Origin of the sequence: Nonomuraea sp. B10E15, from assembly GCF_039871615.1 — a bacterium.
Classification (GTDB): Bacteria; Actinomycetota; Actinomycetes; order Streptosporangiales; family Streptosporangiaceae; genus Nonomuraea.
In genome coordinates, this window is record NZ_JBDPMB010000001.1 from 1,002,688 (window position 1) to 1,017,155 (window position 14,468).

General features: G+C 73.0%; 12 protein-coding genes. 5 read left to right on the plus strand and 7 right to left on the minus strand.

The window, feature by feature from the left end; translation table 11 throughout:
- Nucleotides 1-173: 173 nt before the first annotated feature.
- Complete coding sequence (locus ABGB14_RS04580; RefSeq protein WP_347642250.1) at nucleotides 174-2,903, minus strand: AAA family ATPase; 2,730 nt, start codon at nucleotides 2,901-2,903, stop codon at nucleotides 174-176.
- Nucleotides 2,904-3,105: 202 nt separating this feature from the next.
- Between ABGB14_RS04580 and ABGB14_RS04585 the strand changes: the two genes are divergently transcribed.
- Nucleotides 3,106-3,846 (plus strand): SDR family oxidoreductase, encoded by a 741-nt coding sequence (locus ABGB14_RS04585; RefSeq protein WP_347642251.1) that lies wholly within the window; start codon nucleotides 3,106-3,108, stop codon nucleotides 3,844-3,846.
- A 74-nt stretch (nucleotides 3,847-3,920) separates the two neighbouring features.
- Here the strand turns inward: ABGB14_RS04585 and ABGB14_RS04590 are convergent, their stop codons facing one another.
- Nucleotides 3,921-4,376, minus strand: a complete 456-nt coding sequence (locus tag ABGB14_RS04590; RefSeq protein ID WP_347642252.1) for a GNAT family N-acetyltransferase — start codon at nucleotides 4,374-4,376, stop codon at nucleotides 3,921-3,923.
- Nucleotides 4,377-4,639: 263 nt separating this feature from the next.
- On the opposite strand from ABGB14_RS04590, the gene ABGB14_RS04595 reads away from it, so the two are divergent.
- Both ABGB14_RS04595 and ABGB14_RS04600 read left to right on the plus strand, forming a co-directional pair.
- Complete coding sequence (locus ABGB14_RS04595; protein WP_347642253.1) at nucleotides 4,640-5,815, plus strand: serine hydrolase domain-containing protein; 1,176 nt, start codon at nucleotides 4,640-4,642, stop codon at nucleotides 5,813-5,815.
- Nucleotides 5,816-6,093: 278 nt separating this feature from the next.
- Entirely contained in the window at nucleotides 6,094-7,797 is a 1,704-nt protein-coding gene (locus ABGB14_RS04600; protein WP_347642254.1) for a SpoIIE family protein phosphatase, read from the plus strand.
- 24 nt (nucleotides 7,798-7,821) lie between these two features.
- Here the strand turns inward: ABGB14_RS04600 and ABGB14_RS04605 are convergent, their stop codons facing one another.
- Together ABGB14_RS04605 and ABGB14_RS04610 are read right to left on the minus strand one after the other, a co-directional pair.
- Nucleotides 7,822-8,616, minus strand: coding sequence for a hypothetical protein (locus ABGB14_RS04605; protein WP_347642255.1), 795 nt, complete (start codon nucleotides 8,614-8,616; stop codon nucleotides 7,822-7,824).
- Nucleotides 8,617-8,627: 11 nt separating this feature from the next.
- The gene (locus tag ABGB14_RS04610; RefSeq protein WP_347642256.1) at nucleotides 8,628-9,101 is read right to left on the minus strand and encodes a hypothetical protein; all 474 of its coding nucleotides are present in this window, start codon (nucleotides 9,099-9,101) and stop codon (nucleotides 8,628-8,630) included.
- A gap of 199 nt (nucleotides 9,102-9,300) precedes the next feature.
- On the opposite strand from ABGB14_RS04610, the gene ABGB14_RS04615 reads away from it, so the two are divergent.
- Entirely contained in the window at nucleotides 9,301-10,929 is a 1,629-nt protein-coding gene (locus ABGB14_RS04615; protein WP_347642257.1) for an AMP-binding protein, read from the plus strand.
- Between the two features lie 21 nt (nucleotides 10,930-10,950).
- On the opposite strand, the gene ABGB14_RS04620 is transcribed toward ABGB14_RS04615, so the two are convergent.
- From ABGB14_RS04620 to ABGB14_RS04630, 3 genes are all read right to left on the minus strand, one after another.
- Complete coding sequence (locus ABGB14_RS04620; RefSeq protein WP_347642258.1) at nucleotides 10,951-12,087, minus strand: FAD-dependent monooxygenase; 1,137 nt, start codon at nucleotides 12,085-12,087, stop codon at nucleotides 10,951-10,953.
- 78 nt (nucleotides 12,088-12,165) lie between these two features.
- Complete coding sequence (locus ABGB14_RS04625) at nucleotides 12,166-12,870, minus strand: hypothetical protein (protein ID WP_347642259.1); 705 nt, start codon at nucleotides 12,868-12,870, stop codon at nucleotides 12,166-12,168.
- Complete coding sequence (locus tag ABGB14_RS04630; RefSeq protein WP_347642260.1) at nucleotides 12,870-13,433, minus strand: matrixin family metalloprotease; 564 nt, start codon at nucleotides 13,431-13,433, stop codon at nucleotides 12,870-12,872. Before ABGB14_RS04630 ends, ABGB14_RS04625 begins: the two co-directional genes overlap by 1 nt.
- A 300-nt stretch (nucleotides 13,434-13,733) precedes the next feature.
- On the opposite strand from ABGB14_RS04630, the gene ABGB14_RS04635 reads away from it, so the two are divergent.
- Nucleotides 13,734-14,456 (plus strand): phosphotransferase, encoded by a 723-nt coding sequence (locus ABGB14_RS04635; protein WP_347642261.1) that lies wholly within the window; start codon nucleotides 13,734-13,736, stop codon nucleotides 14,454-14,456.
- The last annotated feature ends 12 nt before the right edge of the window (nucleotides 14,457-14,468 follow it).

Consider the following 14,468-nt stretch of genomic DNA (forward strand, 5'->3'; position numbering starts at 1 on the left):
GAAGGACGTTGAGGCCCCTCACGCTAGGAAGGCAGGCGCGCCACCGAATCAGTGAAGTCGCCGGTCATCACGCCGGTCCTGCGCCCTGCCCCACGTCGGGCCCCACGTCGGGCCCCACGTCGGGCCCCACGTCGGGCCCCACGTCGGGCCCCACGTCAGGCCCACGTCGGGCCCTACGTCGGGCGTTCGGCGAGCACCATGCGCATGAGCTCGGCCCGCGACGTGAGGCCGGCCTTCTGGAAGACCTTGCGCAGGTGGTAGTCCACGGTGCGCGGGCTGAGGAACAGCTGCGCGGCGATCTCCCGGTTGGTCAGCCCTTCGCCGACGGCCAGCGCGATGCGCAGTTCCTGGGGGGTGAGCGTGGTCAGCGCCCCCGCCTCGGGGGCGCGCGCCGACTCGCCGGTGGCGCGCAACTCGCCCAGCGCGCGATCGGCCCAGGCGATCGCGCCGATGCGGCGGAAGGTCTCCGCGGCGCCGCGCAGGTGCTGCTGCGCCTGGGAGCGCCGCCGGTCGCGCCGCAACTGCTCGCCCAGCAGCAACTCGGTACGGGCCTGCTCCAGCGGGGCGTCGGCCAGCGCGTGCAGGCGCAGGCTCTCCGCGTAGTGGGCCCCGCCGTCGTCGCGGACCAGCGCCCGGCAGCGCGCCGTGAGCGCGCCCAGCTCCGGCGACGCGGTGTGCTCCGTCCACCGCGCGTAGCGGGCGGCGGCCACGGCGGCCCGGTCGTGCTCGCCGGCCCTGACCAGAGCCTCGACGAGATCGGGGACCAAACCCATCGCCAGGTCCGAAGGCTGGTCCGCGTCCCACCCGCCGACCGCCTCGAAGTGCCGCGCGGCCTCGCCGTGCCTGCCCGCGACCAGCTCCGCCAGCCCGAGGGCCCGCCTGGCGTACGCCGTCGCATCCGCCAGCCGGCGCTCGCTCGCCTCGGCCAGCACCTCCGCGGCCAGCTCACCGGCCTCGGGACGGCCGCGGATCGCGGCGCACAAGGCCAGCAGCCCTCGGTTGCGGCAGGCCGTGTTCGGCTGGCCGACCTCGGCGGCGAACGCGCAGCCCTCCTCGGCGTGGGCCTCCGCCAGCCCGAGCCTGCCGCGGGCGAGCTCGTCGGCCGCCTGGTATTCGAGGTTCCACGCGAGGGCGCCCAGCGAGCCGCCGGCGCGGGCCAGCCGCCCGGCGTTCTGGTACAGGCGCCGGCTCAGCTCGCGGTCGCCGAGCCCCCGGGCGATCGCCCCTGCCAGGGTCATCGTGATCGGATCGGTGAGCGCGTCCACGCCGGCGCCGTCCCGTACGGCGGGTCCCGGGTCGTGGCCGGCGCGGGCCAGGCAGGCGGCGCGCAGCAGCCGCAGCACCGCCTCCTCAGGACCGCCCCCTCCGTCCCGGGCGTCCTGCTCCGGCATGCCCTCGTCGAGCCAGCCGGCGAGCTCGGACCAGGCCCCTGGCCGGTTGGTACGGGTTCCGAGGTCGCCGTACATCGCGACGGTCGGGGTGAAGCGGCGCCGGTCGACCCGCAGCGCCCGCGGGATCCACGGCCTGACGAGGTCCATCGCGTCCTCGGGAGAGCCGATGAACTCGGTCACCACGGCCCGCATCGCGGCCACGGAGATCCGGTCCACCTCGTCCAGACGGGGCTCGCGCTCGGCCCGGTCGAGCAACTCCCCGGCGGTGGCGGTGAACCCCCCGCGAACGGCGGCGCGCGCCGCGCTCCACAACCGCCGCCCCCGGTGCGGGCCGGCCGCGGTGAGCTCGGCGGCGCGCGACAGCGCGGCCATGGCCGCCGCCGGGCCTCCGCGCAGCGCGGCCTGCTCGGCCGAGCGTTCGAGCAGCTCCGCGGCCTCCTCGTCGTGGCCGGTCGCGGCCTGACCGCGGTGCCAGGCCCGCCGGTGCTGGTCGGCCGGAGCGTCGAAGGCCGAGGCGAGGGAACGATGGATCGCCGCGCGCCGCCCCTGCGTGGCGCTGTGATAGATCGCCGACCGCATCAGCGGATGCCGGAACACCAGCCTCGGCCCGTCGTACGTCAGCAGCTCGTCGAGCTCCGCCCGGTGCAGCGGCCCGGCGTCGAGTCGCAGCTCGACGGCCGCCTTCTCGATCGTCTCCACGCTGCCTGAACCGTCGGCGGCGACCAGCTGCAGCAGCGGCAACGCCTCCGCGTGCCGGGCACGGACCCGGCTCAGGAACGAGCGCCGCAACTCGTCGGTCAACGCCGGCGGCTCCTGCGCTCCTTCCGGCGGGAGCTCCTTGCCCGCCAGCTCCAGCAGGGCCAGCGGGTTGCCGCCGGTGGCGGCCAGCAGGTGGCGGCGCTCGCCGTCGGTCAGCCGCCGCCCGCCCGCGCGCTCGGCCAGCAGCGCCGTGGCCGCCTCCCCGCCGAGGCCCATGAGCGGGACCCTGCGCAGGTGAGGCAGGTCGGTGCCGTGGCCCTCGTCGGCCCGCGCGGCCAGCATCAGCGCGACGGGCTCGTCGTCCAGCCGGCGAGCGACGAACGCCAGCGTCTTGAGCGTCGGCTGGTCCGCCCAGTGCGCGTCGTCCACGACGCACAACACCGGCCGCTCCCCGGCCAGCAGGGACAGCAGCGACAGGCTCGCCAGGCCCACCAGGAACGGATCGGGCGCGCCGCCGTGCGCCCGCCCGAACAGGATGTTCAGCGCCTGCGCCTGCGGCCCAGGCAACGCGCCGACCGAACCGAGCACGGGCATGAGGAGCTGGTGCAGGGTCGCGTACGCGAGATCCGCCTCGGGCTCGACGCCGACCGCGCGGAGCACCTGGAAACCGGCGGCCCGCTCCTCCGCGTACGACAGCAGCGCCGTCTTGCCGATGCCCGGCTCGCCGTGCAGCACCACCCCGCCGCCGTGCCCGTCCGCGGCGCGCCGCAACAACGAGTCCAGCAATTCCGTCTCGTCGGCTCGCCCCAGCACACGCCGAGCATAGAAAGCACCGGCACCCATGACAAACATCCCAAGCCGGGACCTTCTTCGGCGTGCGTGGTGTGAACGCTTCGAAGCGGCTGTTCCGTGCCCCGCAACGAGACCGGCGATTTCGCCGATGCGGGGTGCGGCGGTGGGCTCCTAGCGTCGGGTGCGTACCGGACCTGCGAGACGAACCGGGGGCGAGGCCACCATGACGCGCGGAGCCTTGAGCGGCCGTACCGCCATCGTCGCCAGCGCCGGGCACGGCATCGGTCACGGCGCCGCCGCCACGTCCTGCGCGCTGAGCAGGGCGGGCGCCAGCGTGGTGCTCGCCGCCCGCGACGGCCAGGCCCTCGCGGCGCTGGCCGCCGACCTCGGCGCGGCGGGCGGCCAGGCGGTCGCCGTCCCGACGGACCTGGCCAGCCCGGTGTCGGTGCGGCGGCTGGTCGAGCAGACGCTCGGCGCGTTCGGCCGCCTCGACGCCGCCTGCAACGACATCGCCTGCCGCCCTGCCGCCTCCGGCGCCGCCGCTCCCTGTGCCGCTGCCGGGTGCGACGGCGGGTGCGACTGTGCCGCTCAGGTGCGGGGCCTGTCCCTGGCGTTGAAGTACGAGATCCCGGCGATGCGCCGGACCGGCGGGTGCATCGTCAACCTCGTGCCGTCCGGTGCCCCGCGGGCCGCCGTGATCGAGATGACCCGCGAGGCGGCGCTGGACCTGGCCGGCTCCGGCGTCCGGGTCAACGCCGTGGCGACCGGCCCGGTCGCAGGTCCGCTCGCCGGCGCGGGCGTCGGTCCGGGCGGCGCGGAGATCGGTCCGGACGGCGGCGTTGACGGTGTCGCGCATACCGTTCTGTGGTTGTGCTCGGACGCCGCGTCCGCCATCACCGGCAGGGCGCTGTACGCCCGCTCCGGACCCTGCTGCGGCTCCGGCGGGCTCCCCCCGCGGAAGTGACGATCACGCAGGAGGAACCGCCGGGCGAAGGGGCCGGCGTCCCTGGCGGGCCCGTACCGTGCGCCGATCGCGCGTCAGAGGGTTCTCGTCATGAACGCGCTGTGCGGGTCGGGCTCGTAGTCCGCGAACGGCTCGCAGTAGGCGAAGCCGAACTTCTCGTACAACCTCCGGGCGGGCAGGAAGAACTCGGCCGAGCCGGTCTCCAGGCTCAACCGGGTGAAACCCATGCGGCGGGCCTCGGCGATGATGTGATCCAGCAGGAGGGACGCGATCCCGCTCTGCCGTCGCGCCTGCGAGGTGCGCATCGACTTCACCTCGGCATGGCCGGCGTCCAGCCGTTTGATCGCTCCGCAGCCGACGACCGCGTCACCGTCCATGACCGACCAGAACGTGACTCCGGGCTCGCGCAGCCCGTCGAGGTCGAGCGCGTGCTTGCTCTCCAAGGGCGTGATGGACCGCATCTGCTGGACGTGTTCGTCAAGGAATCTGGCGATCTCCGGGCTGGACAGGTCGTCGACCACGATCTTCATATACGTCTCCCTACGGCCGGGTGTCAGGCATAGCGTGCCAGGCCGGCGCCGGCCGGGTTCCGGAGGGGGCGGCGGGCGTCCTTCCGGGCCGGCAGCCCGCCCCCATGCCCGCGCCCCACCCGGCGGCGGCGGTAACGCGCGGGAAACGCCTTCCCGTGTTGGATCGCGGGCCAGGAGGGAAACCGCGCCGGTCGTTTTTTGGAGGAGACATGGTCATGGAACGGCGATCACCTGTGGCATCGCGACGGTCCTTACTGGGAGTGATGGGAGCCGCGCCGTTCGCGGTCGCCGGTGGCATGGTGGCGGGGCCCGCGTCGGCCGCCCCGTCCCGCCGCGGCCGGATACCGAAGGAGCTGCGCCCCGGCGGAGAGTACGACCGGTACATCGCCGCCCGGGCCAGGGCCGGCGAGTTCTCCGGCACGGTCCTGCTGGCCCACCGCGGCAGACCCGTGCTGGAGCGCGCCTACGGCATGGCCGACAGGGCGCGGAAGACGCCCAATCGCACGGACACCCTTTTCAACCTCGGCTCGATCGGCAAGTGCTTCACCGCCACGGCCCTGCTGCAGCTGGTGCAGCGGCGCAAGGTGGCACTCCACGAGAAGCTGGGCGCCTACCTGGACGGGTTCCACGCCGAGGTGGCCGCGAACGTGACCGTCCACCAGCTGCTGACGCACACCTCCGGTGTGGGCAGGCCGCCGAAGACGAGCGGACCGCCGGACCAGGACGAGCAGGCGTGGGACTCGGTCGAGGAGGTGTGGGAGGGCACGCTGAAGGCCATCCGTCCGCTGCCGACGCAGTTCACACCGGGCACCAGGTACAAGTACAGCAACGACGGGTTCATCGTGCTCGGGGCCATCGTGGCCGAGGTGTCGGGGCAGGACTACTACGACTACGTACGCGAGCACGTGTTCGCCCCCGCCGGCATGAAGCGTACGGACTTCTACACCAGGCCGCAGATCCTGGCCGCGGACGACATCGCGCACTCCTACACGACCGACCGCGAAACCGGTGAGCGTTACGACTTCACGGCGAGCGAGCGGGCCCCGTTCGTCGGCCTGCCCGCCGGCGGCTCCTACTCGACCACAGGGGAGCTGCTGACGTTCGTGCAGGCTCTGGCGGAGGACGGCAAGCTGCTCGATCACGCTACCGTCGAGATGGCGACCAGCGGCAAGACCGTCGTGCCTCCCGAGGAGGGGCAGGACCCGCTGCTGCTGTGTTCCCACTACGGGTACGGGTTCGCGGCGAACATCTTCGATGGCCGGCGCCTCTTCGGCCACACGGGAGGCGGTCCGGGCGTGGGCGACACGTACAACGTCTATCCCGACCTGGACTGGGTGTCGGTGACCCTCGGCAACTACGACAGCACGGCCACCAAGCCCATCCTCCATCTGGAACGCAGGCTCATCACGGGCGCCAGCGCCCGGTCTGACGGTGGTTGAACCTCGGCGGGGGAGGGGGCCGTACCAGGCCGGGAGACCACCGAAGGGGCCATCATGAACCTGCGCACCCTCCATGCCCTTCTTCGCCGCGAAGAAGGGCCTGCCGGCCGGGGTCGACGGCGTCGCAGGGGGCGACTGGTAGGCCGGTCGCGTTTGAGGAGCCCTGCCGGCGCCGGTTCGCGCGATAAGCGCACGCTGTCATGAAATGTCCGTAATAGGTAGATGGTGATATGGGAGGTCGCTGGGTAGAGATCGCAGCACGGGGGAAGGAGCCGCCCATGAACGTTCCAGCAGGGGACGCCGGACGGTCCTTGGCGGCGGAGGGAGAGCGCACCTTCCAGCTGCGAGACCTTTCCGACGCCGCGACGTACGTGGTGGACGACGCGGGGCACATCGTCGGCATCAACCCCCGGGCGGAGCAGATGCTCAACCGCGCCGCTTCGACCCTGCTGGGAAAGGACGCCCACGACCTGCTGCACCGCGGGAAATACGGCGAATCCCTGCCGCGGAGCCGGTGCGTGATGCGGCAGGCCCTCATCTCCGGCGAGACCAGGCAGGGCCACCAGGAATGGATGGAGCGCGGGGACGGCTCGCTGATCGCGGTCTCCTGGATGGTGACTCCCTGCCGGATCGGCGAGGGAGGCGAGGGCGCGCTGGTGCTCTTCCACGGGGAATCCGCCCCCACCCACGCCGAGGGGCAACCCAGGCCGTCCGCGTCGTCGATGCCGGAGCTGGACCGGCTGGCCCTGCTGGCGGAGACGACCGCGACCCTCACCTCCAGCCTGGACGTCGACGAGACCGTGCGCCAGCTCATCCGCCTGGTCGTGCCGCTGCTGGCGGACTGGGGGGTGGTGGACCTGCTCACCGAGGAGGGCGGGGTGGCGCGCGTCGCCGTGGTGCACTACGAGCACGGCGTACGGGTGCACCGGCGGGACCTGGAAGGACCGATGCCGCCGGTGCCGCAGGAATCGTCGATGCCCCTGTCGCGGGCGCTGCGCGGAGTCACCCCCGCGCTGGTGGGGCCGCAGGACTACCAGGGGAGTCCCGACTCGGACATCGCGGTGAGGCAGCGTGAGCTGTTCGAGGAGACCGGCATGCACTCCGCGACCATCGTGCCGATCCGCGGCGTCCGGGAGGTGGTGGGCGCCCTGACCCTGGGGCGCTCCGAGCGGTCCGGGGCGTTCACGTCGGCCGACCTCCTGCTGGTCGAGGACATCGCCCGCCGTGCCGGGCTCGCGCTCGACAACGCCCGCCTGTACGAGCGGCAGCGACGGGTCGCGGAGACCATGCAGCGCCACCTGCTGCCGACGCTGCCCCGCGTGCCCGGCGTGCTGATGAGCGGGCGCTACCTGCCCGCGCCGGACGCCTCCCAGGTCGGCGGCGACTGGTACGACGCCTTCGTCCTGTCCGACGGAGCGACTGGCCTGGTGATCGGCGACGTCGTCGGCCACGACCTCGACGCCGCGGCGGGCATGGCCCAGGTCTGCAACATGCTGCGCGCGTACGCCGGGGAGGTGGAGAAGCCTCCCAGCGAGATCGTGAACCGGCTGGACGAGGCGGTGGTGCGGATGGCCGAGACGACGATGGCCACCGTCATCTTCGCCCGGGTGGAGCAGCCGGCCGGCGCCTGGCGGCTGCGCTGGACCAACGCGGGCCACCTGCCGCCCCTCCTGGTCGAACGCGACGGGCGGGCCCGCTTCCTGGACGACGGCAGCGGCCTGATGCTGGGCACCGGGCTGCCTGCCGCGCGCGAGGACGCCGCCGTCGAGCTGCCGCCGGGCTCGGTCCTGCTGCTCTACACGGACGGGCTGATCGAGTCTCCTGGCCACTCACTCGACGACGGGCTGGCCAGGCTCGCCAGGTACGCCTCGTCCCTGGTCGACCAGCCGCTCGGCTCGATCTGCGACGCGCTCCTCGCCGGCGTGCGCCCCTCCGACAACGACGACGACGTCGCCATGCTCGCCCTGCGCATCCCCGGCTGACCGGCGCGGGGGGGGAGGAGCAGGTCAGGTCACCTTGGCGGACGCGGCCTCCCAGGTGTTGCACGAACCCGGGTGGCCGGTGGCGAAACCGCGCGCCACCCAGGAGCGGACCGTGGCGGTCGTGCCGTACCAGCTGTTCCTGCCGTCCTGGTCGCCGACGGGAAGGGACTTGAAGCGGTGCCAGTCTTTCGCGGAGCGCCCCTTCATGGGCCAGACGCTTTTCATGAAGGCGCCCCCCAGGCAGGCGGACTGGAGGAAGTAGCGCCGGGACTGCTCGCGGTACTCCGCCTTTCCGTCGGCGGACAACTCGCCGAGGGCGGCCGAGATGCCGGTCAGATACTGCACGTGGTAGGCGTACATGGAGGCGGCCGTGTGGAACAGCCACAGGTCGGAGGGGTTGGCGGCCCACTCCTCGCCGATCTGGAAGATCAGTGTGCGGGTCTCCTCGCAGTACCACGCCTGGGAGTCGGCGCCGTCCACCGCCAGGTCGCAGTGGTTCCTGGGGATCCGGTTCATGTGCCGCACCCGGACCGGTTCGTACGGCAGCCCGGCGCCGGTGAGGTGCCGTTTCCAGGTGCGCTCCAGGCAGGCGACGACCGCGTTGACGTAGGCGCGCGCCAGCTTGCGGTCGCCGCGCCTGACCGGGGACTCCCCGCAGGTCGTCCTGGGCAGCGGACCCGCCTGGTAGAGCGGGTTGGCGGTCAGCTCCTTGCGGTCGACGGGGTGGACCGTCGTTCCCCCGGCGGCCGCGCTCGTCGGCGGCCCGGTCAGCGGCGCGGCGAGGGTGCCCGCCAGCGCCGTGATCATGAAAAGTCTCACGTGGCGTGACTTTAGGGCCCGGTCCGACCGCCGACAAATCGCCGCCGCCCGGTCGACGTGGCGTAGGACCGGATCGTCTCCAGGAACAACACGATCACGGCGATCCCGAGCAGCCCGTGGTACCACTGCCAGCCCACGCCGACGCCGACGAACCCGTCCACGGCCATGATGCCGGCGCCGCCGCCGACGGCCGCGGCCATCCCGGCGAGCACGAGCAGCATCAGCCATCTGGGCACCCGGCGGCCCAGCGGCAGGACCGTGAGGAGGACGATCCCCGCCCCCGCCACCCCGGACGCGGTCGCGAGCCACTGCGCCGTGGCCGCGTCCATGAAGTAGCTCGCGGCCTCGGAGGCCGGAACCGGCGGGCCGCCGGGGAACCCGAGCCGGGCCTGCGTGGCGAAGGCGGCCTTCCCGGCGGCGTAACCGAGGAACAGCCCCGCCACCGCGTACGCGGGCCAGCGTCGTGGCCGATCAGAACGCGTCATGGCCGTCACCGTAGACGCCGCTCGCCGCGGTCCTCTTCCCCTGGCCCGGGGAGGAACGTCCCCCGCGAGAGGGAGAATCCAGGCGGCTACGTCATTTGTCCACCCACCGCCCGGTCATTTGGGCGGTGTCGCCCGGATCAGGTCCGTGCCTACCATGTGGCGCGGGCGGCGCCGGCGCGGCCGGGAGGGAGACTGATCCATGGACGTCTCCATCGGCACGATCTGGGAGGCCGTCGCCCGCCGCCTTCCCGGCGCGGTGGCCATCGCGGAGCCGGGGGGCGACCGCACCTACGCCGAGTTCGAGGACCGGGCGGCCCGGCTGGCCACGGCGCTGGAGCGGGCCGGGGTCGGGCCGGGGGACACGGTGGCCTGCTACCTCCACAACGGCGCGGCCTACCTCGAGACCGTGTTCGCGGCGTTCAAGCTCGGCGCCGTGCCGGTCAACGCGAACTACCGCTACACCGGGGAGGAACTGTCCGCCGTGCTCAGGGACACCGACGCGGCGGCGATCGTCTTCAGCGGCGAGCTGGCCGCCCACGTCGGCCACGCCGCGCGTACGGTGCCCACGCTGCGCCTGCTCGTACGGGCCGGCGCGCCCGCGGACGGCGCCGCCGGCCCTCCCGCGGTCGGCCTGGACGATCTCCTCGCCGCCACGGAGCCCAGGCCCGCGGCGTCGCGGCCGAGCTCGGACCGGCTGTTCATGTACACCGGCGGCACCACGGGCCGGCCGAAGGGCGTCATCTGGCGGCAGGGCGATCTGCTGCACTCGCTGACGGTGCCGGTCTTCCGGCCGCTGGGCGTGTCCGAGCCGCCCTCGACGCTCGACGAGGCGGCGCGGATCGCGGAGAGCGCGCGTGCGCGGGGCCGGGCGCCCGCGACGATGCCGGTGGTCCCGCTCATGCACGCCACCGGGCTGTTCAACGCGATGGGCGCCCTGCTCACCGGCGGCCGGGTCATCACCACGCGCGAGGGCGGGCTCGACGCGCGGCACGTCTGGGAGACCGTCGCCGCGCAGCGGGCGGGCACGATCATCGTGGCGGGCAACGCGGTCTGCCGGCCACTCGTCGACGAGCTCGTCGCGGCGGAGGAGGCTGGCAGGCCGCACGACCTCACGTCGCTCACGTCGGTGATCAGCTCGGGTACGGTCCTCAGCGACGGCCTCAAGCGGGCCCTGCACGCGCGCGCCGACGTCACCGTCATCGACGCGCTCGCCTCCAGCGAGGGCGGGCCGTTCGCCTTCGCCGTCACCTCCTCCGCCGGCGACCTGCCGAGCCGCTTCCTGCCGGTCCCCGCGACCAAGGTCGTCTCGCCCGAGGGCGCCGAGGTCGTCCCCGGCAGCGGGGAGACGGGGGTGCTCGCCTACGCCGGCCCGCTGCCGCTCGGCTACCACAAGGACCCGGCCAGGACCGCGGCCACGTTCCGCGTCATCGACGGTGTCCGCCACTCCATCCCGGGCGACCTCGCGCAGGTCGAGGCGGACGGCGCGATCCGGTTCCTCGGCAGGGGCTCCGGTGTGATCAACACGGGCGGCGAGAAGGTGTTCCCCCAGGAGGTCGAGAACGCGCTGCTCGCCCACCCGGGCGTGACGGACTGCATCGTGGTGGGCGTCCGGGACGAGACGTGGGGCGAGCGCGTCTCGGCGGTGGTCGCCACCCCGGACGGCACCCTGACGGAGCGGGAGCTCCAGGGCTGGGTCCGCCGCGGCCTGGCCGGGTACAAGGTCCCGCGCGCCGTCGTGCTCCTCCCGGCGCTGCGCAGGACGCCCACGGGAAAGCTCGAAGTGGCGTGGGCCCGGCGCGTGATCGAGGAGATGGGGCGGCGGGACTGACACCCCCGCCGCCGAAGGGTGTCAGATCCGGTCGCTGAGGGCGCTCAGCAGGCGGCCGAACCCCCGGGTGGCCAGCCGCGGCGGCGCGGCGCCGTTCATGCGCATGAGGCGCTCGCTCTGCATCAGCGTCCGCGGACCGGACACGGCGAGGGTGTTCGAGGCGACGGTGGAGGCCAGGGCCGCCCGCCGCCTGCGCCTGGCGGAGTACACGCCGACGACGTCGGCCGGATCGGCCACCGCGGCCAGGCAGTCCACCAGCGTCGCCACGTCCTCCAGCGCCTGGTTGGTGCCCTGCGCCCCGACGGGCGGCATGCCGTGCGCCGCGTCCCCGAGCAGCACGCACCGCCCCTCGCCCCAGCGGCACGGCACCTTGTGCCGGGTGTGCGGGAACAACTCGGCGTCGCCGTCGCGCAGCGAGTCCAGCACCTGCTCGACCGGGGAGGCCCACCCCGCGAACCGCCGGCGCAACATCTCCAGCGGCTTGTCCTCCCTCGGCGCGTCAGGCGACCACGGCACGTCGAAGAACCACTGCATGAGCCCGTCGCCCGCGCTCGCGTACCCGAAGTCGCCCTGCCGGCCGACCATCAGCGTCGTGACCGATCCGAGGTCGAACGGGGCCGGCGTCAGACCCTGCCAGATCGCCGCGCCGGTCAGCGCCGCCGGGGCGTCGCCCAGGACGTGGGCCCGCACCCGCGAGTGCACGCCGTCGGCGCCCACCAGGAAGTCGCCGCTGTGCTCCTCGCCCGCCCGTGTCCGCACCCGTACGCCGTCGCGGTCGGCCCGCACCTCCGTGACCCGCGCGCCGAACCGTACGGTGCCCTCCGGCAGCCCGCGGTCCAGAAGGGTGATCAGCGAGCCGCGCGGCAGCACCCGGGCCGCCGACCCGAACCGCTCCGCCAGCGCCTCCAGGTCGAGCTCCAGCACCGGGTGGCCGCCCGCGGTCCGCAGGCGCATCGCCGTCAGCCGCTGCCCCGTGCCCTCCAGGTCGACGCCGACGTCCCCGAGGATGGCGGTGCCGTTGCACCACAGGGTGATGGCCCCGCCCCCCAGCCGCAGCCCCGGCGCCTGCTCCAGCACCACCACCTCGTGCCCGGCGGCGAGCAGTCCCCGCGCCGCCGCCAGCCCGCTGATCCCCGCTCCCGCTACAAGCACCCGCACCGGCGGCCTCCCAGACTCTACAAAATGTAGTACTACACTTTATAGAGCCTTGGGTCGCCGGCCCGGCCGGGGCGCCGATCAGTCCGACTTCGCGAGCTCGTCAAGGGCGGCGCGGGTGACCTGGAGCCGGTTGCCGGGAAGCGGGGCGTACGTGTCGCCCGGCTTCGCGGACGTCGCCACCCTGCCGTCCGGGCCCGTCGCGACGTACTGCCCCTGTTCCGGGCTCACCATGGTGTGGTCCCCGGTGTCGTCCCAGGCGTGCAGGAACAGCAGGTAACTCCTGTCCTGGGCGAGCTTGACCTCGTCGAGCGCGGTCAGCTTCTCTCCGCCGAGCTCTCCGCCGAGCTGCCGGACCTCGACGGAGCGCACGCCGGCAGGATCGCCCTTGAACACGTGGGTGATGTCCGCCGTGGCGATGGTGACGATGTCGCCGACCTCCTGTTCGGCCACCTTCCTGGCCTCGGCCAGCTCATCGGGGGTGAGCCCGTACAGGGGGTTGGCCTTGGGGTCGTCGTATCCCTCGTCGCCGGGTTCGAGGATCTTCGAGGGCTTGTCCCTCGCGGTTCGCATGCCGGTGACGTTGGCCTGCACCACGAGGTCGGCGTCGTCCCACATCTCCTTCACGGAGGCGAAGGCCGGATAGTCGGCCGACACGACCGCCTCCCGCGCGCCGGCCCGGTCCATGGAGACCGCCGTCGTCGTGGCGGCTCCGCCTCCGCATCCCGCCACAGAGAAGACGAGGCCCGCGCCCAAGGCGAGCGTGGCAAGGTGTCGCTTCGCCATCAGAACTTCCTCGTGTAGCCGGTGGTGTAGTAATCCGTCACGTCGCTGTTGTCGTGCGACTGGCGGCGCGTCATGGTGTTCCGGTTGCGGCACTTACACATGATCGAGTCGTTGCGCTCGTTGTGCCCCAGGCTCAGCGCATGGCCGAGCTCGTGCGTGAAGACGCTGTGCACGTAGTTCTGGAACCGGCTGGCCCTGTTGGCGATCGTGCGGGCGTTGAGCGTGATGTAGCAGCCCGTGGACCCGCCGTTGACGTGGTAGCTGTAGTAGTGCCCGAAGCTTGACGAGCTGTAGCGTCCCACCTTGACGTTGCAGTTGGCGCCCGAAGCGTTGCGCAGGGCCACCCTGGCGTGATTCGACCAGCGTTGCGGCGCCTTCGTCATGGGCGGTTTCCACTGATCGTTGTAGCCGGTCACGTGGTGATAGCTGAAGTTCGACCACTTCTGCCCGTAGTCCTTCCTGTGCGCCGACACAGGGGTGGCGGACAGCGGTACAACAGCGGCGACCAGCCCCACGACGACCACGCCCGTGGCCGTCCGGTGGTGACGGGGAGCATGCCTCACCAGGAAACCTCCTCGATCGCGGCATTGCGGAACACGATCTTTCTAGGGCGGCCGGTGTTTCCTTTCTGTTTCCGTTCGCGAACCACCGTCCTCACGCGCCGGCGTCGTGAGCACGCCCGCCTCCCGGGCGTCCGGGAACGGCCGTCCGTGGCCTTGCTGCGGACGCGGTCCCGTGCGAGATTTCACGGGGGGCAAGGACGGAGCAGGGAACCATCGATCGACGTGAGCCGCCCGGCCGGAGCCCGTTGGGAGGCGCTCGTGACCGGGAGTCGGCTCGGAGGCGGAAACGACGGGGGCGCCGTGCGCGTGGGATCCCAGGTCCGGCGGCCGGTGCGAGCGTGGACGGCGTCCGTTCACCAGCTGCTGCGGCACCTGGAGAACAGAGGATTCGACGGCGCTCCCCGCGTGCTCGGCATCGACGCGGACGGATGCGAGATCCTCACCTATCTCGAAGGCGACACCGTCGGCGACGCCCTGGTGTGGCCCCGGTGGACCCGCACCGAGGACACGCTCGTGCAGGTGGCGTCATGGCTGAGGTCGTACCACGAGACGGTGGCCGACTTCGTGCCCCCCGCGGACGCTCACTGGCGCACCGGCCGGCCGTGGGAGCCCGGGCTGGTCATCGCGCACAACGACGCCAGCCCGTTCAACGCCGCCTACCACGCCGGGCGGCTGGTCGGCTTCTTCGACTGGGATTTCGCCGGCCCCGCCACGGTGGACTCCGACGTGGCGGCGCTGGCGCTGTGCTGGGTGCCGCTGCACGCCCGTCACGTGGCCGCCGCGGAGGGGTTCACCCAGTTCGACACGCGGCCCGCGCGGTTGCGCCGGTTCCTGGACGCGTACGGATGGAAGGGCCGCACGAAGACCCTCATCGACGACGCCCAGGCGCAGATGCGCGCTCGTGCGGCCCTGATCCGCCGGCTGGGCGTCACCGGCGACGGGCTCTACGCCAGGCTGCTGCGCCGCGGCGTCGCCGACGACCTCGACCAGGCCGTGCGCGAACTCGACGACTTCCCGCGCTAGCGCGCATCCGCG